This is a genomic window from Amycolatopsis sp. lyj-108, assembly GCF_046549005.1.
Lineage (GTDB): Bacteria > Actinomycetota > Actinomycetes > Mycobacteriales > Pseudonocardiaceae > Amycolatopsis.
Genome location: NZ_JAJPWQ010000003.1, coordinates 821,492 through 844,976 on the forward strand (window position 1 = coordinate 821,492; position 23,485 = coordinate 844,976).

The window sequence follows — 23,485 nt, forward strand, 5'->3', positions numbered from 1 at the left end:
GCGTCGGGGTGACGTCGCGGGCATACTGTTTCGCTTGTGGCGGAACGAGGTCCGCTTCCCGCGCGTCCTGGATATCGTGGAGATCGACAGCACACGAGGAAGGACAACGGTGGGAGAACCGGTCACGGGCACGGCCGCGGGAGTACCGTTCACAGTCTTGCCGCCATCGGCCGAGGTCAGCGGTCCCGCGCCGGTGGTCGTCGCTTGGCACATGATCGACGCGCCCCGTTCCGACGCCGCGTTCGCGGCCGCGTTGCCGCTGGCGGGGGTGCCTGCGTGGCGGGTGTACCTCGGAATGCCGTTGTGCGGCGCGAGAATGGTCGACGGCTCGATGGACGCCTTGCTCGAGCGGGCCCGGCGTGACGCCATGCTCGCCTACATCGACCCGGTCGTCGCGCAGGCGGCGCTGGAGTTCCCCGCCGCGCTGGCCGAACTGCGCGAGCGCTTCGGGTTCGACTCGTCCCGGATGGCCGTCGTCGGTGGTTCGCTCGGCGGTGCGGTGGCGCTGACGATCCTGGCCACGCGGGAGATCCCGGTCCGCGCGGCGGTCCTGATCAACCCCGCCGTGCGGGCGCGTTCGGTGATCGGCCTGGTCGAAGACATGCTGGAACAGGCGTATCCGTGGAGCGACGAAGCAGAACGAGCGGCGGATCAGCTCGACTTCGTCGCACGATCGGGTGAAATCTCGGCGCGGGACGAGCAGGTTCCGCTGCTGCTCGTCAGCGGCGAGGGCGACTATCCGTCCCTGCGCACCGATGCCGACGACCTGGTCGCCGCGCTGCGTGAGCGGTACGCCCGTCCGGACGACGTCCGCCTGGCCATGCTGCCCGGTCTCGCGCATCCGCTGGCCGAAGAGCCGGGCATCGAACCCGCACCGCAGCTGCCGATCGCGAAACTGGTCGACGACACGGTCACCGAATGGCTGGAGCGCCGTCTGGTTTGACGCGCGTCAGCAGGCGGGCGGCGGGACCGATCGGGGCGGGCCGAATTCGAGGCGCAGCTTGTCGGTCTTCGGGATCACGAACACGACGCCGGTCGAGGCCCGCCAGTTCCCCGGGAGGAAGACGTACTGGCCGCCGGACTGGAGCAGCAGCTTCAGCCCGGTGTACCGGTATTTGTACGCCGATTCGGCGTCGGCGCATTTCACCTGCGTGACACCGTTCGCGGTGAGGTTGAGGCTTTCCGCGCTGTACAAGGTCGCGGCCGGTCTCGTCGTGATCACCCCGGAGGCCTCGAAGGCGCGGCTGGTGCCGACGGCTCCCGAATAGTCGCCGACGGACCAGAAGAGGCCGATGCTCACCAGGACGTAGCCGGTCACCAATTCCGCGACGTTCGAACGGCCGCTCGGTGTGCTGCGCGAGGTCCAGTGACGCCAGGCGAAGAGCACCATCAGGACACCGATCGCGAAGCCGACCCCGGGAACGCCGGGATGGTCGCGAAAGGGTTCCGGGTCGAGGGCGATCGCCGTCGACGAGACGAGGAGCGCGAGGCCGAGCACGCCGGCGACCGGGGCGCAGATCCGCAGCAGGCGGTTCCAGGGACCCTCGCCGAGCCGCGTCTTCAGGAACCGGGTCAGGATCAGGAAGAGCAGCACCGCGCCCGCCGCGCCGGTCAGCGGCAGGAGCATGCCGTCGACACCTCGCCCGAAGATCTCGTCCGGTGTCTGGCCGAGCAGCGTGTAGTGCACACGGAAGTAGATGAAGTACGTCTGCGTGTAGACGAGCCCGAAGTAGTAGAGCAACGCGGTGAGCAGGGTGGTGTTGGCCAGCGCGGTGCCGATCAGCCTGAGCGCGCGCGACGGGTCGGCCGCCGGCTCGCCGACGGCGGGCTCGGGTCTGCGGAGGCCGCGGTGGCCCCGGCGGAGTGAGCGCCGGACGCTCATCCGCCCGTGGTTTCGCTCGGTTCCGTGCTTTCCGACTTCGGAGGTGCCGAGCTTTCCTCTGTCGTCTCGGTCGTACACGACCTGGCCACGATCTTGATCGTTTTGCCGGGGAGAACCGGATTCGGCCCGATACTGAGGATGCAGTCACCCGCGTCCGGGTTCGGGATCACCACCGAGACACCGCACCGCCGGGGACTCTTGCAGAGGTCCGCGAGGTTCTGCTCGATCGCGTTCTTGGCGGTGGTGGGATCGGTGCCGAGCAGGTCGCTGTTGTACTTGATGGGGCTTCCGGGAACCACGGGCGGACGGCGTTCCTCGGTACGCCGGGGTCCCGGCCCGGTCGGGGCCGCCTCGGAAGACGCCGTCGGGGCGGTCTCCGTCGTCACCTCGCTGCCGGTGGTCAGATCCGCCGGAGCGGTGTCGCGGGGAGTCGAGGCTCCGCCGCAGGCCGCCGTGAACCCGAGAGCGGCGATCGCGATCGCCGCGCTGATCAGCCGTTTCATTGACCTCACCGTCCTTGGGAAGACGTCCTTCTGAGTAAGGACGCAGAACGACGGCCTCCTGATACGTCCCGGCTTGGGCCATTCGGGCGTATTTCGCCGCTTTCGCCCTTTCGGGCAGTCCGGGGTGGACCGGCACGCGACAACTTCATCGCCTGGCCTTCCGACACGCCGTGTTTTATGTTAAGAAACTTTACTAACTAAGAGGGAGGCGCGTTTTGAGTTCATCCCCGCTGCCGGGGCTCGAGCGGAAGATCGGGCCGCTCCAGGCGACCGCCATCAACATGACCCAGATGTGCGGCATCGGCCCGTTCGTCACCATCCCCGCGATGGTGGTGACCCTCGGCGGCCCGCAGGCCATGTTCGGCTGGCTCATCGGCGCGGTCATCGCGCTGGCCGACGGCCTGATCTGGGCCGAACTCGGCGCCGCCCTCCCCGGCGCCGGCGGTACTTACGTGTACCTGCGCGAGGCGTTCGGCTCCCGGACCGGCAGGCTCATGCCGTTCCTGTTCGCGTGGAGCGCGGTGCTGTTCATCCCGCTGATCATGTCCACCGGCATCATCGGGCTCGTCCAGTACCTCGGGTACCTGATCCCGGGGGTGGCCGACGACGGCGGGACCACCGGGCTCGGCAAGGTCATCGGCCTCGGCGTCATCGTCCTGATCGTGCTGGCGTTGTTCCGCAAGATCGGCGAGATCGGGAAGCTGACCACCGTCCTGTTCGCGATCATGCTGTTCGCCGCACTCTCGGTGATCGTCGCCGCCTTCACGCATTTCGACGGCGCGCAAGCGTTCGCGTTCACGCCGGGCGCGTTCTCCTTCGACGGCGGCGCGTTCTGGGCCGGGCTCGGCGCGGGCCTGATCATCGCCATCTACGACTACCTCGGCTACAACACCAGCGCCTACCTCGGCGGCGAGGTGCGCGACCCCGGCCGGACGCTGCCGCGATCGATCATCCTCTCGATCCTCGGCATCATGAGCCTGTACTTCCTGCTGCAGCTCGGCGTGCTCGGCTCGGTCCCGCTGGAGGAATTGAAGAACGCCACTTCGGTCGCCTCCACCGTGCTGGAACAGGCTTGGGGCACGGGCGCGGCGAAGGTGATCACCGTGTTCATCGTGATCGCCGCGATCGGCTCGGTGTTCGCCGGTCTGCTCGGCGGCTCACGCGTCCCGTTCGAGGCCGCGCGCGACAAGGTGTTCCTGCCGGTCTTCGCCCGACTGCACCCGAAACTGAACCTGCCGACGGCCGGTGTGCTCACGATGGGCGTCATCGCCGCGATCGGCTCGCTGTTCACACTGACCGCGGTGATCAACGCGGCGGTGACGGTGCTGGTGCTCATCCAGTCGCTCGCGCAGGTCGCGGCGATCGTCGTGCTGCGGCGACGGCGGCCGGAACTGGAGCGGCCGTACCGCCAAGGGCTCTACCCGATCCCGACGGTCATCGCACTGCTCGGCTGGGTCTACATCTACTTCTCCGCCACCTGGCTTTCGATCGGGCTTTCGGTGGGCTGGATCGCGCTCGGCGTGGCGGCGTTCCTCGCCTACGCGAAGGCGGAGCGCGTGTGGCCGTTCGGGCCCAAGGGAATCCAGGAATCGTTCGCGGGGGCGGCAGCAGAGGGGAACGTGCGGTGATGGGGGACGAACTGATCCTGGGGATCGACTTCGGCGGGACGAAGGTCGCGATCGGGCTGGCCGACAGAGCCGGGAGCCTGCTGGTCACCCGGCGGCTCGACACCGACGCGCAGTCGGGCGCCGGGCAGGTGGTCAGCCGTGCGCTCGCCGCGGCACGGAAACTGCTCGCCGACGAAGGCGCCGCGGACGCACTTGTCGCGATCGGCGTCGTCAGCCCCGGCATCGTGCTGGAGGACCGCATCCTGCTGGCCCCCAACGTGCCGGGCTGGGAAGAACTGCGGCTGCGCGAACTCGTCGCCGCGGAGTTCGAAGGCGTGCCGATCGAGGTGGGCACCGACGCCAAGGCGGCGGCGCTCGCGGAATGGCGGTGGGGGGCGCTGGCGGACACCGATCCGGCGGTCTTCCTCTCCTTGGGGACCGGGATCGCCGCGGCGGTCCTGGTCGGCGGACGGCTGCTGGCCGGCGCCAACGGAGCTGCGGGCGAGATCGGGTACAACCTCCGCTCGCCACAGGACACCGACGGGTTCTCCGGCGGAGCGGCGCCGCTGGAAGAGGCCGTCGGTGGGCGTGGGCTGGGCGGCCGGGCGAGTGTGCTGCTCGGCCGCCCGGTAACCGCGGGCGAACTGTTCGGCCTCGCCAGGGAAAACGCACAGGCCAAGGAACTGGTCGGCGCGGCGCTCGACGAACTGTCGATGCACGTCGCGAACCTCGCCATCGCGCTCGACCCGCGGCGCATCGCCGTCGGCGGGGGACTGGTGCGCTCGGCCGACGTCCTGCTGCCCGCGCTGCGAGACCGGCTGGCCCAGGCCGTGCCGTTCCCGCCGGAGCTGGTGGCGGCGAAGTTCGACCAGGACGCGTCCCTGCTGGGCGCGATCGCGATCGCGCTGGACGCGTAACCCGCAATTCGGCACCTGGTTGCGATAGTTGCGCCAGGTAAGCATCGCGTTCAGGTGCCGAATCGCGATCACCGACCGAAGCCGCCGGGCCTTCGCTAGATCCGATCTAGCGAAGGCCCGGCGGCTTTCTCGCGCCTAGGGGGTGAGGCGAGAGGAGGTCGGTCATGGACGACAGTCCGCTGCGGGTCGCGGTGATCATCGGCAGCGTCCGCGAAGGGCGGGTGGGGGACGCCGTCGGCAAGTGGTTCACCGGCCGCGCGGAACACCGGGACGACCTCGTCACCGAAGTGCTCGACCTCGTCGAATTCGACCTGCCCGCCGGGCTGCCGGAACCGCCGGCCGCCGATATGAAGCGATTCGCGAGGCTGGTCGACGAGGCCGAGGCGTTCGTCGTCGTCACCCCCGAGTACAACCGCAGCTTCCCCGCGTCGCTCAAGCAGGCGATCGACTGCGCCTACGACGAGTGGCGTGCGAAGCCGGTCGGGTTCGTCTCCTACGGCTACCGTTCGCAGGGTCTCTACGCCGTCGAGCAGCTGCGCACGATCTTCACCGAACTGCACACGGTGACCATGCGCGACAGCGTGGCCTTCAACCTCCTCGACGACACCTTCGCCCGCGACGGCACCCCCTTCGACACCGACGGGCAGGGACAGGCCGTGACCACCTTGCTCGACGAACTCGTCTGGTGGGGCCTCGCCCTGCGCGAGGCACGCGCCAACCGTCCTTACGTCTGCTGAAGCTTCTGAAAGGAAAACGAAAATGAGTGAACTGGCCATCGAAGCCTCGGGGCTGGTCAAGGTGTTCGGGGAGAACCGGGCGGTCGACGGGATCGACCTGAAGGTCCCCGCGGGCACCGTGTACGGCGTCCTCGGACCGAACGGCGCCGGGAAGACCACCGCGGTGAAGATGCTCGCGACCCTGCTCCGCCCCGACGGCGGCGAAGCGCGCATCTTCGGCAAGGACGTCGTCCGCGAGGCCGACGCGGTCCGGTCCATGGTGAGCCTGACCGGGCAGTACGCCTCGGTCGACGAGGACCTGACCGGGACCGAGAACCTGGTGCTGATCGGCAGGCTGACCGGGCACCGTAAACCGGCCGCCCGTGCGCGGGCAGCCGAACTGCTGGCGGCGTTCGGGTTGTCCGAGGCCGCGGGGCGGCAGGTGAAGAACTACTCCGGCGGGATGCGGCGGCGGATCGACATCGCCGCGAGCATCCTCAACACCCCGGACGTGCTCTTCCTCGACGAGCCGACCACTGGTCTCGATCCCCGCAGCCGCAACCAGGTCTGGGACATCGTGCGAGCGATCGTGGAGCACGGCACCACCGTCCTGCTGACCACGCAGTACCTCGACGAGGCCGACCAGCTGGCCTCCCGGATCGCGGTCATCGACCACGGCAAGGTGATCGCCGAAGGCACCAAGGGGCAGCTGAAGGCCTCGGTCGGCGCGGGCGCGGTCCACGTCCGGCTGCGGGAGGCCGATCGGCGTTCCGAAGCCGAGGCGCTGCTCGTCCGCACCTTGCAGGCGCAGGTGGTGCTCGAATCGGACCCGGTCGCGCTGACCGCGCGGCTTTCGGGCGAGAGCACCGAACAGGGCGCCGCCGAACACGCCTCGCACGCGCTGGGCGAACTCGCCCGCGCGGGAATCATCGTCGACACCTTCTCCCTCGGCCAGCCGAGCCTCGACGAGGTCTTCCTGGCCCTGACCGACCGCACCGCCACGCCTGAGGAGAGTGCAGCTTGAGCACCACAACCGTCAAAGAGAACGAACCCGTCCTCGCGGCGCCGAAGCCCGAAGACCTCGCCGCCGTCCTGATCGCGAAGACGCGGCCACCGCGCCCCAGCGCGCTGTCGACCTCGGTCACCTTCGGGTGGCGCGCGATGTTGAAGATCAAGCACGTGCCCGAGCAGCTGTTCGACGTCACGGCGTTCCCGATCATGATGACGTTGATGTTCACCTACCTGTTCGGCGGCGCGCTGTCCGGTTCGCCGACGGAGTACCTGCAGTTCGTGCTGCCGGGCATCATGGCGAGCAGCATCCTGATGATCACCATGTACACCGGGATCTCGGTGAACACCGACATCGAGAAGGGCGTGTTCGACCGGTTCCGCACGCTGCCGATCTGGCGGCCGTCGGCGATGGTCGGCTATCTGCTCGGCGACATGCTGCGCTACCTCATCGCGTCGGTGGTGATCCTCGGCGTCGGCCTGATCATGGGCTTCCGGCCCGGCGGCGGATTCGGTGGCGTGGCCGCCGCGATCCTCCTGCTGCTGGCGTTCTCGTTCGCGTTCTCGTGGATCTGGACGATGTTCGGCCTGCTGCTGCGCAGCGAGAAGTCGGTGATGGGCGTCAGCATGATGGTGCTGTTCCCGCTGACCTTCCTCAGCAACATCTACGTCGACCCGAAGACGATGCCGAGCTGGTTGCAGGCCTTCGTCGACGTCAACCCGGTGACCCACGTGGTCGCGGCGGTCCGCTCGATGATGTCCGGCAACTGGGACGGCGGCGAGATCACCTGGGTGCTCATCGCCGGCGGAGTCATCCTCGCGATCTTCGGCACGTTGACGATGCGGCTCTACAACCGGAAATGAGCTGGGGGTGACAAGGTCCCCTGGCGGTTCACAGCCGCCAGGGGACCTTGTCTTCGGGTGCGTAGCGGCACGAAGAACCGGTGGTGACCGACGCGCGCAGGTGCGCGGACAGCGCCGGATGCTGCTCGTCGAGTTTGCGCAGGGTGTCGCGGATGCGGGCGGTCACCGTCTTGCGGGCGCGTTCGGCCTCGTCGCCGAGCCGCCTGGTGCGGCCGCCGAGCCCGGCCGCGGATCGCAGTTCGGCGAGCAGCGCGTCCCGTTCACGGTCCAGAGCCGCGGCGCGCGCGTCCTGGCCGAGCTCGGTCGCGGTGTCGATCAGCTCGTCGAGTTCGTCCAGCCGTGTGCGATACCGGGCTTTCGCCTCGTCGTCGAGGACGGCGTCCCCGCCGAGGCTCTTCGCGGCCACGACCTCCTCGCCTCCCGCGGGATCGAGCAGCCGGACGGCCGCCACTTCCGAACCCGGCCTGCCGAGCAGGAAATGCAGGTCCCGCAACCCTTTCGAGTCCGGAAGGCGGGCGGTGACGCCGTCGAAGTGCAAGGTCCACACGGCTTCGTCGCGACGGAATTCGGCGGCGGGGGCGGGCGGCGCCTGCGCGCTGTTCCGCGTCCGCGCCACTCTGGCCAGGATCTGCCGCATGCCGAACGCGGCGGCTTCTCTGTCCACTTCGGACAGCAGGGTCGCCGCGGCCGCCGCGTCGCCTTCGAGGTTCCGGCCGAGCAAAGCCGCCGCCAGCCAGGATTTGGCCTCGGTCGCCCAGACCGTGGCCCTCAGCCGGTCCGCGGAGAGCGCGGCGCCGCGAAGCCGGTCCACCGCGTCGTTCCAGCGTTCCTGCGCCAGATCGAGCCTGCCGAGCCAGAGGTCGACCGGTCCGGAGATCTCGCAGCCGTACAGGGAAACCAGCCATTCCCCGCTGTAGGGCGCGAGCAGCGCGCGGGCGGCTTCACAGCGTTCGGGATCGCGCGAGACCGCCGCCGTCTGCGCCTGACAGCGCAGCCACAACGCTTCCAGATCGCGAGGGTACGGTTTCGCGTCGCCCGCGAGATCGGTGAGCCGCACGGCCTCCCCGACGTCCTCACGGTGGGCCGCGGTGACCGCCTCCAGCAGGCGGCTGTACGAGTACCCGCCGCGGGCGATCTCGCGGTGCAATCCGGCGAGATCGTCGAACCGCCCCTCCAGGCACCACCGGGCCCACCGCTGCAACTGGTTCAGGTCACCGAAATGGGGATGCTCACCCCCTTCGTGGTCGGAGAGCACCTGCTGGATGTACGCCTCGGCTTCGGTGAACCGGCCTTGGAGGGTGGCGATGATGCTCTGGTCGATCCGGGAGGCAAGCTGCGAACTCGGCGCGCGGCCGGTGCTCGCCAGTGCGACGAATTCCTGATACTGCTCGAAATACCGGGGATCGCCCTGTTCGAGCAGCGCCACCCACTTGAACGACGCCGCGTAGTGCTCCAATTCCGGGTTCGCCGTGCGACGGCCGACCACGACCAGTTCGTCGGTGAGCCGTTCCCGTTCCGCGGCGCTGCCCGGCCCCCAGATCGCGTCGTGCCGGGCCCACAGACCGAACAGCAGAGCGGAATCGTCCTCATGGTCGCGGGCGGTCATCATGATGCGCGCGGACAGTTCCTGCGTCATCTCCTCGACGGTGAGTTCCTGTCCTGGCTCGCGGCCACAAAGCCGCGCGTGTGCTTCGGTGAGCACCTTGACCGTCTCGTCGACCCGAAGGCTTTTGTGATCGGCGCGGACCAGGGTCAGCGCCAGCCTGGCGAGGAGATCGTCGTCGTCGAGTTCGTGGATGAGCGCGGAAACCTCGTCGAGGACCTGTCTGCCCTCGTCCGTCTCGTGGTGACGGGTCAGGTGCGCGCCCAGTTCGAGGGCGATGCTCGCCTGCCGCCGCCGGTCCTCGGCGATCTCCATCGCCCGCCGGTAGTGCGTGGTCGTCTCCTCGACCGCCATGCGGCCGGTGGCGTCGATCGCGGCGGCCAGCAAGAGGTCGATGGCCTCGCCCGGATCGAGTTCGGGTCCGGCGAGCAGCGCGTGGCGGGCCAGGTCCGCGGGGAAGAGCCTGTCCCGTGACGTCGGCGTCTCGCGGGCCGCCGCGACGACCGCGGCGTGCTGTTTCCGGCGGTCCTGTTCGGACAGGGCCGCGTACAGCGTTTCGCGGACGAGGTCGTGGGCGAAGGCGAACCGGCCTTGCCCGTGCACCACGACCAGCCGTGCCGCGACGGCCTGGTCGAGCAGCCGGTCCACCTGGGGCACGGGCGCCGAGGCCACGCCGGCGAGCAGCCTGCGGTGGAATTCCCTGCCGAGTACGGAGGCGGTGGTCAGCAGATCGAGAACCGGCTGGGGGAGCAGGGAAAGCCGTCTCTGCAGGGCGTCGGCCACGCCGGGCGCGATGGTCTCGGCGGAACCGCCGCTGTGCCAGAGCCGCGCCGTCTGCTCGACGAAGAACGGGTTGCCGCCGGTGCGGCGGTGGACCTCGGCGACCAACGCGTCTTCGGGCGCCGTGCCCGCCGTCCTGGCCATGAGCGTGCCGACCTCGTCCGGTTCGAGGCCGGTGAGCGTGACCGAAGTGGCCTTCGCGAGCAACGGCAGCATGAGCGAGCGAAGCGGGTGATCGGTCGCCTCGACCTCGACGTCCCGGTACGTGCCGATCAGCAGCAACCGTTCGAACCAGGTGTGCTGCGCGGCGAACTCGAGCAACCGCAGCGACGCGGCGTCGGCCCAGTGCAGATCGTCGAGCACCACCACGATCGGCTGATCCTGGGAGGCGGCCACCAGCGCGCTCGTCACCGCGTCGTACAGCCGGAAGCCGTCCGCCGCGCCGTCGCCGCGGGCTTCACCGAGCAGGACGTCCAGTTCACTGTCGGCCATCGCGGCCCAGCGCCCCTGCCCGACCGCGCGCCGCAACCCGCGGATCACCTGGGTCCACGGCCAATAGCCCGGCGCGCTGGCCGAGTCCCAGCAAGACCCGTTGAGCACCAGGGCGCCGAGGCGTTTCGCCTCCTCGGCGGCGCCGGTGACGAGCGTGGTCTTGCCGATCCCGGCCTCGCCGGTGACCAGCACCAGCCCGCCGTGGCTTTCGGCGGCACGGGCGATCTCCGCGCGGAGAACCCCCGCGGGATGGTCGCGTCCGATGAGCACGGCTGACATGTCCGAATCCTCCCAGTAAGGTCCGACAATCTCACGACGCGCACCCGATGTCAGGCGTTGTCTCCGGTCCGTTGTGACCGACGGTGACCGAGGTCTCCCGGTCGCCGGGAACCTCCCGCGGCGGAAATCCGACTTTCTGGACGTGACTGATCGAGTGGGACGGCGGGTGAACAACCGTCGAAAATCCTGCCCCACCGGGCGAAGGCGACCTGTTGTGCCAGGTCAGGTGCTCAGCGGCAGGAGTAGGGTGCAGGGTATGGGGAGCATTCGCTCGCGCGTGTTGGCTTGGATCGGCCGCCGCTACCTCGCGCGTCAGCAGAAGAACGGTTTCGACCTGTCCAAGATGTCCATCATCCCGGACAACGCGCTGCTGCCGCTCAAGCGCGACGGTCTCGACCCGGTGGCCGAGCTGGGCCGGATCCGCGCGACGGAGCCGATCAGCAAGCTCGACCTGCCGTTCGGGATGAACGGCTGGCTGGTCACCGGTTACGACGAGGCCAAGGCCGTACTCGGCAAGGTGAGCGAGTTCAGCAACGACTTCACCAACCTGGTCGGGAACGCGGGCGTGACCGAGGACCAGAACCCCGGTGGGCTCGGGTTCGCCGATCCGCCGGTGCACACCCGGCTGCGGCGGCTGCTCACGCCGGAGTTCACCATGCGACGGCTGTCCCGGCTGACGCCGCGGATCGACCAGATCGTTGCCGACCAGCTCGACGCGATGGCGAAGGCGGACGGCCCCGTCGACCTGTGGGAGGCCTTCGCGCTGCCGATCCCGTCGCTGACGATCTGCGAGCTGCTGGGTGTCCCGTACGAGGACCGCGACGACTTCCAGCGGCTGAGCACCGCGCGGTTCGACCTCTTCGGCGGCGCGGGCGCGTCACTCGGCGCGATGACCGAGTCACTGTCCTATCTGGACGACATCGTCAAGAAGCAGCGCGAGAACCCGGGCGACGGCCTGCTCGGCATGCTCATCAAGGACCACGGCGACGAAATCGACGACCGCGAGCTGGCAGGCCTCGCCGACGGCGTGCTGACCGGCGGGCTGGAGACCACGGCGAGCATGCTCGCGCTCGGCGCGCTCGTGCTGCTCAAGGACCGCGAGCTGTTCGAGACCGTTCGCGGCGACGACGACGCCGTCCACAAGTTCGTCGAGGAACTGCTGCGGTACCTGACGGTCGTGCAGATGGCCTTCCCGCGCTTCGCCAAGGAGGACATGGAGGTCGACGGCGTCCGGATCGCGAAGGGCGACATCGTCCTGGTCTCCCTCAGCGTCGCGAACCGTGACGGCGTCCTCGGCGAGGACATGGAGAAGTTCGACGCGACCCGCGAGCCGACGTCGCATCTCGCCTTCGGCTGGGGCATCCACCGGTGTATCGGTGCCGAACTGGCCAGGATGGAGCTGCGCACCGCGTATCCCGCGCTGGTGCGCCGGTTCCCGGAGATGCGGCTGGCGGTCGAGCCGGAGGCGGTGGGCTTCCGGAAGGTCTCGATCGTCTACGGCGTCGACGCGCTTCCCGTGCTGCTGGAGTGATTCTCAGGCGACTCCTCTCGGACGGAACTGGATGCTGATCCTGGGGCCGACCGCTTTGGCGGTCTTGGGGACGGCGTGTTCCCACGTTCGCTGGCAGCTGCCGCCCATGACGATCAGATCGCCGTGGCCGAGGGCGTGCCGGACGGTTTCGCCCCCGCCACGCGGGCGCAGCGCGAGCTGCCGGGCGGCGCCGACCGAGACGATCGCGACCATGGTGTCCTCGGTGCGCGAGCGGCCGGTGTCGTCGCCGTGCCAGGCGACGCTGTCGCGCCCGTCCCGGTAGAAGCACAGACCGGAAGTCACGAATGGCTCGCCGAGCTCGTCGGCGTAGTGCGCCGAAAGCGTCTCCCTCGCCTCCGTGAGGATCGGGTGGGGGAGCGGCATGCCTTCGCGGTAGTAGCTCAGCAGCCGGGGCACGGCGACGACACGGTCGTACATCTGCCGTCGTTCGGCTTGCCACGGCACGTCTTCGGCGAGCCGGGCGAACAGTTCGTCCGCGCCGGTGAGCCAGCCAGGCAGCACGTCGATCCAGGCGCCCCTGGTCAGTTCGGTGCGCCGGATCCCGTCGAGCGAGCCGAGCCCGAGTGCGGCGCACTCGTCGAACAGCGAGGCTTGAAGGGCGGGGGTCATGGCAACCGAACATACCCCGGTCCCGATCATTTGTCGAACGCATGTTCGAGTGGGAAAAATGGCCTGCGTCCGGCGGCGAGGCCGGGCACGATGGCCGCATGATCAACACAGCGAGGTCCGCCGACGGAACGCCGATCGTGTTCGAGCGACGCGGCGCGGGTCCGGTGGTGGTGGTCGTCGCGGGTGCGGGCAATGACCGTCACGGTGACGAACCGCTGGTCGCGGAGCTGGCGGCCGAGTTCTCCGTGGTGACCTACGACCGACGGGGCCGGGGCGACAGCGGCGACACCGCGCCGTACGCGGTCGAGCGTGAGATCGAAGACCTGGCCGCTGTCGTCGCTTCACTCGGTGAGCCGGTGATCGTGCACGGCATCTCCTCCGGCGGCGCGCTGGCCCTCCTCGCCGCCGCGGCCGGCGTGCCGATGGCGCGCCTGTCGGTCTTCGAGCCGCCTTATCGCGGCGAAACCGAAGAAGCCCCCGAGGGATACGCCGACGAGATGCGCCGCCTGGTCGCGGCGGACCGCTGGGACGACGCCGTCGCCCTGTTCATGATGTCCGCGGTCGGCTCTCCGGCGGAGGCCGTCGCCGAGGCCAAGGCGACGCCGATGTGGGCCGAACTCCGGTCGTTCGCGCCCACGCTCGTTTACGACGCCTTCGTGATGAGGGACTCGAAGGTGCCGGGCGAACTGGCGACGATCGCGACGCCCGTCCTCGTGATGAACAGCAACGGCAGCACGGATTGGCTCAAGGCCGCCGCACTCGTCGCCGCGAAGGTGACCCCGGGGGCGAGGCAAGTGGAACTGGACGGCGAGTTCCACAGTGTCCCGCCGGAGCGGCTCGTGCCGGAACTCAGCGCGTTCTACCGGGATCCTCGCTGAGGCGCAGGTAGGCCGCGCCACGTGGAGAGATCCGATAGCCGACTTCGAGGCTGAGCGTCAGCCCGAGGTTCTTGAGCTTGCGGATGTCGACCTTCAGCGTTTCCTTCTCGCGGCGGAGGAGGTCCGCGAGTTCCTGTGCCCGGCGGCCGGGATTCCCGGCGATGATCCGCAAGGTTTCGTGAGTCCACGGGCGGCGTCTGTCCATCTTGGACAAGCGCTGGCGGATGGCTTCGAAGTCCTTTTCGGACAGTTCCGCCTCCGCACTGAGCGCGCGGCGGGGATCGGGCCCGAGGTAGCGCAGGTGGATGCGGTACACCGGGGCGTCCGCGGGGCCACGCAGGGTGCCGCGGACCGCGTTCGCCGAGTCGGCCCCGGAGCGGCGGGCGTCGGCATCGGTGATCGCCGCCGGATCGACGGTCTCGACGGAGCCGACCTCGATCACCCCGGCCTCCAGCCGCATGACGTCGCCCTGGCGGACGTTCTGCTTCGACCACCGCCGGAAGGCCAGGTTGATCGTCCCAGCCGCCAATCCTTCGAGGACCGTCATGGAAAGGATCACCTTCGTTACCCAATCAGCGGGACGCCGGAGCGTCAACGTCTTGTCCGATGACGGTTCGTGCTCGTACAGTCGCAGCCTGGTCCTGGTCTGGACCACCGCCGCCCTGAGTGCGCAGGAGGCAGGATGCGGAGACGACTTCGGACCGCCGGGGTGGCCACGGCGGCCGTCCTCGGCCTGATGGCGTCGGCGATGCCGGCGAACGCCCAGGTCGGAACGGGACCGTGGACGGCGGAGAACCCCTCGTTCAAGGTCCAGGAACGCGGGTGCGGAAACGTCGACGGGCTGAATTTCGAACTGACCTGCTCCACCGGCAGCGGGGACCAGCGGGCCGAGCGGCGCTACGTGACCTACACCGGCGGCACCAGGCAGTTCGAAGGATCGTTCCGGATCACCAGCATGGCGGGCAGCCGGATCAGCCTCAAACAAACCTTCCGCGACGCGCCGACCGCCGGGCCGTACTTCATGCTCGCGGTCGAACGCGGCGGGCGGCTCTATGCCGTCCACGGCGGGGACACCCTGGGGAGTGGCGCGACCGTCGGGACGTCCGTGCGGGTCAACACCGTGCACCAGGTCGGGAGCACGCACAAGGTGTACATCAACGGTTCGCTTAAGCAGACCGTGAGCAGCAGCGGCGGCAGCTACTACGACAAGTTCGGCGCCTACCGGACGGCCAGCGGCGCCGGACCGGTCAAGGTGACCTGGAGCGGGATCAAGTTCTGGCGTAAGTGAGGCGGCGGCCGGTGCCGTGGGTCGTGAGTGGCGATTCGGGTTCTAACCCGAATCGCCGTTCACGGCTCGTTCCGGACCTCGGCGCCACGAGTCGAGATCCGTCCACGCTTCGAGTGTCCGCTCGCTTTCGAACCGGCGGCGTTCCCCGGTGACCGGGTCGGTGAACTCGAGGACCTTCGCCAGTAGCTGCAAGGGTTCGGTGAAGTCGTCGAGCGGGGTTTCGGTCAGCTCCGGGTAGAAGTCGTCGCCGAGGATCGGCAATCCGAGGCCGCTCATGTGCAACCTGAGCTGATGCGTGCGGCCGGTCGCGGGGATCAGGCGGTAGCGGCCGAGGCCGTCGCGGTGCTCGATCAGTTCGACGCGGGTTTCGGCGTTGGGCGGCCCGTCGACCTCCTGCGCGGCGATGACCCCGCGTTCCTTGACGATGCGGCTGCTGATCTCGCGCGGCATCACGACGTCCGGATCGTACCGCGCGATCGCCTCGTATTCCTTGTGTACCAAGCGATCCCGGAACATGGTCTGGTATTTGCCGCGAAGTTCGGGGGTGCTCACGAACAGGATGAGCCCGGCGGTGACCCGGTCGAGCCGGTGCGCGGGGCTGAGCGCCGGGAGATCGAGTTCGCGGCGGAGGCGGACCAGCGCGGTCTGCAGAATGTGCCGCCCGCGCGGGATCGTCGCGAGGAAATGCGGTTTGTCGGCGATCAGGAAATGCTCGTCGCGGTGCACGACGGAGATCTCGAACGGGGCCTCGACCTCGTCGGGCAGGTCCCGGTGGAACCAGATGAACGAGTCCGGCACGAACGGCGAATCGACGCCGAGTGGCCCGTCCAGCCCGACGATGCGCTCCTCGCGGAGCATTTCCACGATCCGCTCGGGCGCGACCCGGGGGAGCCGCTCGACGAGGTGCTCCCGCAACGTCGTCCACGGTCCCTCGGCGGGCATCTTGAGCCTTGCGGGGTCGAGCCCGTGGCGGGGTGGGAGCGGCGGGCGGAGCTTGCGTCTCATCACCGCGCACTCTAGTCGTGACCAGGTGAAGTCTCGTCCGGCCTGGTCTCGGGCAGCCGCCGAGGTGTCGCGAAAGCCACTTTCGGGGCGGTAGGCGTCGCGAAAGTGGCTTTCGCGACACCCGCGGAGTTGTCCACAGTGGGGCTGGTGTGGCGAGTTGTCCACCGGTCGGGTGGAGAGTGCTGGCGGCCGACGGCAGGAAGGGCAGACGATCATGACGTGGAAACCAGAGATTGGGATCGTGATCCCGAGGGGCTCTACCGGCACAGCCGTGGTGGAGTGATCACCGTCGCCCGATTGACGGAGCTCGGTGTTCCGTCGAGGACCTGCTATCGCCGGTGCCGTCCGGGAAAGCCGTGGCAACGGCTGCTGCCGGGTGTCGTGCTGCTGCATTCCGGCGAGCCGACGCGACGGCAGCTGATCGATGCCGCCCTCTTGTACGCCGGGCCGGACGCGGTGGTGACCGGAGCCGTCTCCTGTCGACGGCAGGGATCACGGGCCTTGCCGGACCATCCGTTCCGCGTTCACTTGCTTGTGCCGCTTGAACACAAGATCGGCGGTTCCGGACACGTGATCATCGAACGCACGACCCGGCTGCCGCAGGCGGTCGTGTTCGATGGAGTGCCGCTGGCACCTTTGGTCCGGTCGGTTCTCGACGAGTGTCGTCGGCTCAGCTCGCGACAGGAGGTTTCGGCTTTGCTTGCCGAGGCGGTGCAGCGGGGTGCGAGCCTGCCGGAGTTGTTCGGCGAGCTCGATGCCGGGAGTAGCCGTGGCACCGCCATCCCGCGCGAAGCGTTGCATCGGATCGCTGATGGTGCGCGGTCGGCCGCCGAGGTCGACGCGATGCGGGTGTGGCGAATGATCGGTTTGCCGGAGCCTCAGTGGAATCGCGAGCTTCGAGACGAAAGCGGCGAGTACATCGCGACTCCCGACGGCTACTTCGCGGCGGTGGGCCTGGCCTGGGAGATCGATTCGTACGACTTCCACTTCGGCAAGCAGCAGTACGCCGCGACAGTGGCGAGAAACTCCAGATATGCGGCGGCAGGCATCGCGGTCCTTCAGACCTTGCCCAGTCGATTGCGAACGGAACCGAAGCGGGTCGCCGCCGAACTCGTGGCCGCGCATCGTGCCGCCGAAGCCCGTAGCCGCCGCGTCGCCTGACCGGAATGGCTGCCGAGGGTGTCGCGAAAGCCACTTTCGGGACGGTAGGCGTCGCGAAAGTGGCTTTCGCGACACCGGCATCTGAGCTCTCGAGGCACCCAATGGCACGCGAGAGACCGCGAAGCCTTATCCGGCCTGGTCTCGGTACCTCGCGAGGTACCTCTCGGTCACGTCGGCCTCCGCGATGGCGGTGGCCTCGGCGCGGGTCCGGCGGCCGATGCCCGGCGGGAAGCCGTTCTTGGTGAGCCGGTGCTCGATGCTCTCTTCCATGTACGCCATCGAATAGAAGTACGCCACGAGCGCGGCCATCAGCACGATCGCCAGCCGGAGGGTGAGCGGGCCGGGCAGGAGGAGCCACACCGCGCAGAGCGGGGCGATCATCACCGTGCTGCGGGCGACGTGCCGCCAGCGCCAGCTTCCGGTGGTGGCGTCGTGGAGGATCCAGTCGTGGTAGCGCTCGGGCAGCCTGCCGCCGAGTGAGTACCACAGCCAGCGGAACACGTCCGGGCGCTTGCGGGGCATCGGGCGACTCCTTCCGTCGATGCACTCACAGTACACTAATGATTAGTACGCTAAATATTAGCGTCACGGTTAGGATCGGCGACATGAACTCGGAGGGGCCGGAGATGAAGTCGATCGATCTGGGCGAGGATCCGCTCGCGTTGGAGCGTCAAGTGTGTTTCGCGCTGTCGGTCGCGTCGCGCAGCGTCATCGCCATCTACCGGCCGCTGCTGGAGCCCCACGGGCTCACCCATCCGCAGTATCTGGTCATGCTGGCGTTGTGGGAGCGGGGCCCGCAGGCGGTCAAGGATCTGAGTGTCGCCCTGCGCGCCGAGCCGGCGACGCTGTCGCCACTGCTCAAACGGCTGGAGACGATCGGTTACGTCACGCGCAGGCGCAGCGCCGAGGACGAGCGGTTGCTGACGGTCGAGCTGACGGAATCCGGTCACGCGTTGCGCGCGGAGGCGGAAAAGATCCCGTATCGCGTCGTGGAGAAGCTCGGCATGGAGGTCTCCGAGCTGGAGGCGCTGCACAAAGCCCTGACTCGCGTCATCGAAGCCACGGCTTGAGCGAACCGAAACCGTGGCGTGACGAAATGAGGGTGTGAAGCCGCGCCGGGGTGGGTAATTCCCGTCACGCCAACTCACTGTGACAGGAAGATGAGGGACCGTGACCACCTCGACCCCCGCGCCCACGGAAGCAGGTCTGGAGCTCGTGACCAGGCTGAACGCCTACCTGGAAGACGTGGCCGCGGCGCTGGGGATACGGAGGGATTCGTGCACGGTCGACCTCACCGGCCCGGTCGCCGCGCGGATGAGGCTGAACTGGCGTCTTCCCGGCTTCCCCGAACGTGACGTCGACCTGATGTGGCACGAGGAGCATGGTTGGTCTGCCGCCGTGGCGACGCATTCGGACGACGACCACCACGTCGTCGTCGCGTACCTAGGGGGCCGCACGGTCGCGTCGCAGCCGCGGCTGGTCGCCCGGTTCGCCGAAACCCTGCGCACCGGCGAACACCAGGACTGCTGGCCCGGTCCGCCGACGTTGCGTACCGCCGGCGGACCGTCCGCGCTGGCCAAGGAACTCGCCGCCTGGGCTTGATCAGCCGGGCGGGGTGAGGACCACGTCGAGCGCGATCGTGATCTCCGCGCCGATCAGGAACCTCGGCGCGCGGACACCGAGCGCCCGCCGGTCGAAGACGGCGCCGGCGAGCACCCGCCAGGTGCCGTCTCCGTTGTCCTCCGGCCCTGTCGCGGTCACCGTGACGGGACAGGATTCGCCTCGCGCGCCGAGGGTGCCTTCGACCGACCACTCGCCGGGGCCGCCTTCGATCCGGTCCGCGGCGAAGGTCAGCACGGGATGCGCGTCGATCGCGAGCAGACCGGGTTTGCGCAGGTCGGCGTCGCGTTTGGCGTTGCCGGTGTCGATCCTGTCGAGGTCGAGGGCCGCTTCGACGGCGGTGACGCCGCTTCCGGAGACGCGCACCGAACCGAGGCTGACCGGGATCGAGCCATGGACCACGCGGAAACCGAAGTTCCGGACGGTGAACGCGGCCGAGGTCCGTTCGGCCAGCACGGTCCAGGTGCCGACGCGCGCGGACGTCCCGGCGGTCATCGCGGCTCACCCACCAGACCGGGTGCGGGCAGGGACGTGTGGAGCACGCGGTGGACGTCGATCCGGTCCGGGCCGGGCAGCAGCGCCGGGTCCTCGCCGGGCAGCAGTTCCGTGCTCATGACCGCCTTCTGGACGGCTTCCATCGCCTCGATCGACTCGGTGAAGCCGAGGACGAGACGAGACCTGTCCTCGGCGGTCAGGACGTAGAAACCGGCGATCCCGCCGAGTCCCTGGACGGCGGGCCGGATCCGCTCACGCCCGCCGAAGTCGGCGGCGTCGGCCTCGGCCTGGGTGAACGGCCGATCGAACCAGGTCGCCTGCGCGATCCTGGGCTCGGCCGTGCCGCTTTCGACGTCGGAGACCTCGTAGACGCGGGCGTCGAAGGTGCCGGGGGTGTGGTGGTCCCCGGCGGCGAGCGCGGAGCCGCGGTCGCGCCACAGCGCGACGACGAGCCCGGTAAGGCCGCCGATCTGGGCGAGGGTGCAGGTGCCCGGCGAACCGGTGCCGGGGTGGAGTTCCGCGGCGAGGGCGTGGCCCCAGCCTTCCGGCTCGTCGGCGTGCGAACGCCGGAACTGGTGAACAGTGGCGTACATGGGCTTTCCTTTCCGTCGGACGTGCCGACTCTGCGCTCCCGGCGGTGTCCGGACATCAGTGCCAGTACGCAGGGCGGTACGGAATCGGGTGCGGAGCGCGATACTCCTTCCGTGAACCGGGAACCGTTCGTGGGCAGGGTGGGCGAACTGGCGAGCCTGCGTGGCAGGCTCGCGGACGCCGCCGCGGGCTCCGGCGGGCTCGTGCTCGTCTCCGGGCCGCCAGGGATCGGCAAGACCCGGCTGGTCGAAGAGGCGACGGCCGGGGCTTCCGCGGTCGTGTGGGGCCGGTGCGCCGACGATCCCGGAGCGCCGCCGCTGTGGCCGTGGCGGCGGGTGGTCGAGGCGCTGCCGTCGGTCGATTCGGCGGTGACGAGGGCTTTCGCCGAGATCGACGGCGCCGCCGACGTCCAGGCCGCGCGGTTCCGGCTGGTGGCCGCCGCGGCGGACGCGCTGGTGGCCGCGGCGGAGCCGTCGGGACTGGTCGTCGTCCTCGAAGACCTGCACTGGGCCGACGAGGCGTCCTTGCGCCTTTTGCGGCATCTGGCGGGGGAGTTGCGGCGTTCGAAGCTGGCCGTGATCGCGACGCATCGGGACACCGGGCACACGCCCGCACTGGACGCCGCGCTGCCGGATCTCCTGCGCCGTCCTGGCGCACGCGGTATTTCACTGCCGCCGTTGGCCGAGCCCGACGTCCGGGCGCTGCTCACCGAATTGGCGGGGACGAAGCCCGCCGAGGAGGAGGTACGCGAGGCGCATCGCCGCTCCGGCGGGAACCCGCTCTATCTCGGCGCGATCGCGCGTTCGGCGGGGAGATCGGAACTGGGACACCTCGTCCGTGCCGCGGTGGCGGCGCTCGAACCCCAGGTGCGGCGGCTGCTCGCCATCGCGGCGGTGATCGGCGAAGACGTCGAAGCCGCTCTGCTCGCGGAGGTGTCCGGCCTGCCGCTCGGAGAGGTCGTCGACGGGCTCGACCGAGCCGCGGGGGCCGGGGTGCTGGGTGACGGTCGGTTCGCGCACGCCGTCGTCCGCGATGGGATCTACGCGGATCTGGGCCAGGCCGAGCGGGAAGCGTTGCACGGCCGCGCCGCCGCCGCGCTCGAGGAGCACGCCCGGCGTGATCCCGCGTTCGCCGGAACGGTCGCGGGGCATTGGCTGCGTTCGGCGTCCGCGCCGGAGAAGACGGCGGAATGGGCGGCGCTCGCGGCCGCCGAAGCGAACCGGGCACTGGCCTTCGACGAAGCGGCGCGCTTTCTCGCGATCGCGCTGGACGCCCGCTCGAAGGCCGGACTGTCCGAAAGGGACCGTGCCGGGCTGCTGCTCGATCTCGCCGTCGCCGAATACAGGTCCGGCCGGTTCGCACGAAGTCTCGACCACGCCCGCCGCGCCGCCGACGCCGGGCTGGTCGCCGAAGCGGCACTGGTGGTCCGCGACGTCGCGGCGCCGGATCTCCTGCCCGGCATCCGCGACCTCGCCTCACGCGCACTCGCCGTGGACGGGGTCGACAAGACGACGCGGGCCCGCCTGCTGGCGCACAGCGCGTCGGTCGAGGCCGACTACGGCCGATTCGCCGAAGCGGGGAAACTCGCCGACGAGGCCTTCGCGCTCGCTGAAGAGTCCGGCGATCCCGAGACGCTGGTCGACAGCCTCCGCGCCCGGATGAAGGTCGCGCCGGACACGCTGCCGTCGTCGGAGCGGCTGCGGCTCGGGGCGCTCGCGGTGGAACTGGGCACGCGGACCGGGCAGCCGCTGGTCTCCCTGTGGGGGCACAAATGGCGGATCGACGCCGCGCTGGAGGACGGGCGGATGGCGCTCGCCGACGACGAACTCGTCGCGGTGACGACACTGGCGCGGTTGACGAGACTGCCGCTGATCCGCTGGCACGATCTGCGGCTGCGCAGTTCGGTGCTGGCGTTGCGGGGAGATCTGGCCGAGGCACGCGAACTCGACTTCGCGGCGGAGGAACTGGCCGACACCGAACTCGCGGACGACTTCTCCGCGAAAGGGATGTCCTACGCGTTCCGTATCCAGCTCGTCCTGCTCACAGGTGATCCCGGCGAGCTGCGAGGCGACTACGCGAGGTTGCTGGACCGGGCCCCGCACCTGCCGGTGACGCTGGTTTCGCGGCCGTTGCTGAGTCTGCTCAAGGGCGACCTCGACGAGGCGAGGGTCCGGTACGAGCAGCTGGTACCGCTGGTGCGGAGCCCGGAGTTCGCACTGCACAGCACCGGCGCGCTGCCCAACCTCGTACCGCTGGTCGAGGCCTTCCACGACGTCGAGATGGCGGAGTACCTGTTGCGGCGCCTGGAAGAGGTGCGGCCGATCGTGTCCGGCGGCGCCGGCGTCTTCTGCGCCGGCTCGACCTTGGAACAGCCCGCCAGGCTCAACGCCGTCCTCGGCCGCCACGACGAAGCGGTGCGGCTGTACGAGCGGGCCATCGTCGTCAACGAAGGCATCGGCGCCCGGCCCGGTGTCGCCCAGGTGCGGCTGCTGCTCGCCGAAGTCCTGGTCTCCCGAGGCGACCTCGCGCGTGCCCAAGGCCTCGCGCGCGAGGCCCTCGACGAGTTCCGGCGGCTGGCCATACCGGGGCCGCTCGCGCGGGCCGCGGCGCTGCTCGACCGGATCCGCGCCGGACGCCGTGCCGCAGACCCGCTCACCGGGCGGGAACGCGAGATCGTCGTCCTGCTCGCCGACGCGCTGAGCAACCGCCGGATCGCCGAGAAGCTGGTGCTTTCCGAACGCACGGTGGAAAGCCACGTCCGGAGCATCCTGGCGAAACTGGGCCTGGCGAACCGGACCGAGGTCGTCGCGTGGGCGAGCAGGGAAGGTCTCAGGGACTGACGGTCAGCTTGCCGAGGATGCGCGCGACGACGGCGTCGAGATTGGCGTCGAGGAAGAAGTGGCCGCCCTCGAACACCTCCATCTCGAACGAGCCGGTGGTGTGCTCTCGCCAGTTTTCGACGTCCGGCACCTCCAGTACCGGGTCCGCGTCCCCGGTGAACGCCACGAGCGGGCAGCTCACGTCGGAACCGGGCCGGTACCGGTAGGTCTCGACGGCCTTGTAGTCGCCGCGCAGCGCGGGCAACGCGAGCGCGCGGATGTCCGGATCGTCGAAGATCGACGCGTCCGTACCGCCGAGCCTGCTGACCTCTTTGAGGAACGTGTCGTCTTCGGCGAGGTGGTGTGAGGTGTCCTTCCGCACGTCCGGACCGCGGCGGGCCGAGACGAACAGCGCCGCGGGGACGAGGCCACGCGTTTCGAGCCGGCGGGCGACCTCGAACGCGACGATGGCGCCCATGCTGTGGCCGAAGAGGGCGAAGGGTTTCGGGAGCGCGGCGACGACGTCCACCAGCTGTTCGGTGAGGACGTGCAGATCGTCGACGACCGGCTCGCCCATCCGGTCCTGCCGTCCCGGGTACTGCACGGTGTGCACCTCGACGGTGGGTGAGAGGGCCGCCGAAAGCGAACGGTACGCGCTCGCCGATCCACCCGCGTGCGGGAAGGCGATCAGTCTCATCTCGGCCGAGGGTGCCGGATGAAAGCAACGCGTCCAGCGGCGAAGATCCTGCCCTGCCATCGAAAGTCCCCCCAATCGGCGCGCGGACGGCCCACGCGACAATGGAATGTACGGGGGAT

The 23,485-nt window shown here is 69.4% G+C and carries 23 protein-coding genes; 13 read left to right on the plus strand and 10 right to left on the minus strand.

Features of this window, described 5'->3' with window-relative positions:
• Nucleotides 1-34 precede the first annotated feature (34 nt).
• Nucleotides 35-943, plus strand: coding sequence for an alpha/beta hydrolase family protein (locus ACLJO0_RS15465; protein ID WP_410579204.1), 909 nt, complete (start codon nt 35-37; stop codon nt 941-943).
• 6 nt (nt 944-949) lie between these two features.
• Here ACLJO0_RS15465 and ACLJO0_RS15470 read toward each other — a convergent pair whose 3' ends face one another.
• Together ACLJO0_RS15470 and ACLJO0_RS15475 are read right to left on the minus strand one after the other, a co-directional pair.
• On the minus strand, nt 950-1,882 hold the full coding sequence (locus ACLJO0_RS15470; RefSeq protein ID WP_410579205.1) for a hypothetical protein: 933 nt from the start codon (nt 1,880-1,882) through the stop codon (nt 950-952).
• Nucleotides 1,879-2,385, minus strand: a complete 507-nt coding sequence (locus ACLJO0_RS15475) for a hypothetical protein (protein ID WP_410579206.1) — start codon at nt 2,383-2,385, stop codon at nt 1,879-1,881. Before ACLJO0_RS15475 ends, ACLJO0_RS15470 begins: the two co-directional genes overlap by 4 nt.
• Before the next feature lie 215 nt (nt 2,386-2,600).
• Between ACLJO0_RS15475 and ACLJO0_RS15480 the strand changes: the two genes are divergently transcribed.
• The 5 genes from ACLJO0_RS15480 (at nt 2,601) to ACLJO0_RS15500 (ending at nt 7,497) form a co-directional block, all read left to right on the plus strand.
• Nucleotides 2,601-4,013: an APC family permease gene (locus ACLJO0_RS15480; protein WP_410579207.1), complete on the plus strand. Its 1,413-nt coding sequence runs from the start codon at nt 2,601-2,603 to the stop codon at nt 4,011-4,013.
• Nucleotides 4,010-4,909, plus strand: coding sequence for an ROK family protein (locus ACLJO0_RS15485; protein ID WP_410579208.1), 900 nt, complete (start codon nt 4,010-4,012; stop codon nt 4,907-4,909). The genes ACLJO0_RS15480 and ACLJO0_RS15485 overlap by 4 nt, the downstream gene beginning before the upstream one ends.
• Before the next feature lie 164 nt (nt 4,910-5,073).
• A complete protein-coding gene (locus ACLJO0_RS15490) occupies nt 5,074-5,646 on the plus strand; it encodes an NADPH-dependent FMN reductase (RefSeq protein WP_410579209.1) in 573 nt (190 codons plus the stop codon).
• Nucleotides 5,647-5,668: 22 nt separating this feature from the next.
• Nucleotides 5,669-6,649, plus strand: a complete 981-nt coding sequence (locus ACLJO0_RS15495) for an ATP-binding cassette domain-containing protein (protein ID WP_410579210.1) — start codon at nt 5,669-5,671, stop codon at nt 6,647-6,649.
• Nucleotides 6,646-7,497, plus strand: a complete 852-nt coding sequence (locus tag ACLJO0_RS15500; protein WP_410579211.1) for an ABC transporter permease — start codon at nt 6,646-6,648, stop codon at nt 7,495-7,497. Before ACLJO0_RS15495 ends, ACLJO0_RS15500 begins: the two co-directional genes overlap by 4 nt.
• A 28-nt stretch (nt 7,498-7,525) precedes the next feature.
• On the opposite strand, the gene ACLJO0_RS15505 is transcribed toward ACLJO0_RS15500, so the two are convergent.
• Entirely contained in the window at nt 7,526-10,651 is a 3,126-nt protein-coding gene (locus ACLJO0_RS15505; protein WP_410579212.1) for an ATP-binding protein, read from the minus strand.
• Nucleotides 10,652-10,907: 256 nt separating this feature from the next.
• On the opposite strand from ACLJO0_RS15505, the gene ACLJO0_RS15510 reads away from it, so the two are divergent.
• A complete protein-coding gene (locus ACLJO0_RS15510) occupies nt 10,908-12,182 on the plus strand; it encodes a cytochrome P450 (RefSeq protein ID WP_199748969.1) in 1,275 nt (424 codons plus the stop codon).
• A gap of 3 nt (nt 12,183-12,185) precedes the next feature.
• Here the strand turns inward: ACLJO0_RS15510 and ACLJO0_RS15515 are convergent, their stop codons facing one another.
• Nucleotides 12,186-12,812, minus strand: a complete 627-nt coding sequence (locus ACLJO0_RS15515; RefSeq protein ID WP_410579213.1) for an alpha-ketoglutarate-dependent dioxygenase AlkB — start codon at nt 12,810-12,812, stop codon at nt 12,186-12,188.
• Nucleotides 12,813-12,910: 98 nt separating this feature from the next.
• Between ACLJO0_RS15515 and ACLJO0_RS15520 the strand changes: the two genes are divergently transcribed.
• Nucleotides 12,911-13,690, plus strand: coding sequence for an alpha/beta fold hydrolase (locus ACLJO0_RS15520; protein WP_410579214.1), 780 nt, complete (start codon nt 12,911-12,913; stop codon nt 13,688-13,690).
• On the opposite strand, the gene ACLJO0_RS15525 is transcribed toward ACLJO0_RS15520, so the two are convergent.
• The gene (locus tag ACLJO0_RS15525; RefSeq protein WP_410579215.1) at nt 13,662-14,237 is read right to left on the minus strand and encodes a hypothetical protein; all 576 of its coding nucleotides are present in this window, start codon (nt 14,235-14,237) and stop codon (nt 13,662-13,664) included. The genes ACLJO0_RS15520 and ACLJO0_RS15525 overlap by 29 nt on opposite strands.
• Nucleotides 14,238-14,372: 135 nt before the next feature.
• On the opposite strand from ACLJO0_RS15525, the gene ACLJO0_RS15530 reads away from it, so the two are divergent.
• On the plus strand, nt 14,373-14,978 hold the full coding sequence (locus ACLJO0_RS15530; protein WP_410579216.1) for a hypothetical protein: 606 nt from the start codon (nt 14,373-14,375) through the stop codon (nt 14,976-14,978).
• A gap of 42 nt (nt 14,979-15,020) precedes the next feature.
• Here the strand turns inward: ACLJO0_RS15530 and ACLJO0_RS15535 are convergent, their stop codons facing one another.
• Nucleotides 15,021-15,983 (minus strand): RluA family pseudouridine synthase, encoded by a 963-nt coding sequence (locus tag ACLJO0_RS15535; protein ID WP_410579217.1) that lies wholly within the window; start codon nt 15,981-15,983, stop codon nt 15,021-15,023.
• 219 nt (nt 15,984-16,202) lie between these two features.
• Between ACLJO0_RS15535 and ACLJO0_RS15540 the strand changes: the two genes are divergently transcribed.
• Nucleotides 16,203-17,144 carry a hypothetical protein gene (locus ACLJO0_RS15540; RefSeq protein ID WP_410579218.1) on the plus strand — a complete coding sequence of 314 codons (942 nt, stop codon included), beginning with the start codon at nt 16,203-16,205 and terminating at the stop codon, nt 17,142-17,144.
• 126 nt (nt 17,145-17,270) lie between these two features.
• Here ACLJO0_RS15540 and ACLJO0_RS15545 read toward each other — a convergent pair whose 3' ends face one another.
• A complete protein-coding gene (locus tag ACLJO0_RS15545; RefSeq protein WP_410579219.1) occupies nt 17,271-17,666 on the minus strand; it encodes a DUF5313 domain-containing protein in 396 nt (131 codons plus the stop codon).
• 104 nt (nt 17,667-17,770) lie between these two features.
• Here ACLJO0_RS15545 and ACLJO0_RS15550 point away from each other — a divergent pair, with 104 nt between their 5' ends.
• Entirely contained in the window at nt 17,771-18,214 is a 444-nt protein-coding gene (locus ACLJO0_RS15550; RefSeq protein ID WP_410579317.1) for a MarR family winged helix-turn-helix transcriptional regulator, read from the plus strand.
• Between the two features lie 100 nt (nt 18,215-18,314).
• Nucleotides 18,315-18,746: a DUF6292 family protein gene (locus ACLJO0_RS15555; RefSeq protein ID WP_125783942.1), complete on the plus strand. Its 432-nt coding sequence runs from the start codon at nt 18,315-18,317 to the stop codon at nt 18,744-18,746.
• Here the strand turns inward: ACLJO0_RS15555 and ACLJO0_RS15560 are convergent, their stop codons facing one another.
• Both ACLJO0_RS15560 and ACLJO0_RS15565 read right to left on the minus strand, forming a co-directional pair.
• Nucleotides 18,747-19,259 carry a YceI family protein gene (locus ACLJO0_RS15560; RefSeq protein ID WP_410579220.1) on the minus strand — a complete coding sequence of 171 codons (513 nt, stop codon included), beginning with the start codon at nt 19,257-19,259 and terminating at the stop codon, nt 18,747-18,749. It abuts the gene before it with no gap.
• Nucleotides 19,256-19,852, minus strand: coding sequence for a hypothetical protein (locus ACLJO0_RS15565; RefSeq protein ID WP_410579221.1), 597 nt, complete (start codon nt 19,850-19,852; stop codon nt 19,256-19,258). The genes ACLJO0_RS15560 and ACLJO0_RS15565 overlap by 4 nt, the downstream gene beginning before the upstream one ends.
• 111 nt (nt 19,853-19,963) lie before the next feature.
• On the opposite strand from ACLJO0_RS15565, the gene ACLJO0_RS15570 reads away from it, so the two are divergent.
• The gene (locus ACLJO0_RS15570; protein WP_410579222.1) at nt 19,964-22,690 is read left to right on the plus strand and encodes an ATP-binding protein; all 2,727 of its coding nucleotides are present in this window, start codon (nt 19,964-19,966) and stop codon (nt 22,688-22,690) included.
• Here the strand turns inward: ACLJO0_RS15570 and ACLJO0_RS15575 are convergent.
• Nucleotides 22,680-23,366: a thioesterase II family protein gene (locus ACLJO0_RS15575; protein WP_410579223.1), complete on the minus strand. Its 687-nt coding sequence runs from the start codon at nt 23,364-23,366 to the stop codon at nt 22,680-22,682. The genes ACLJO0_RS15570 and ACLJO0_RS15575 overlap by 11 nt on opposite strands.
• Between the last annotated feature and the right edge of the window lie 119 nt (nt 23,367-23,485).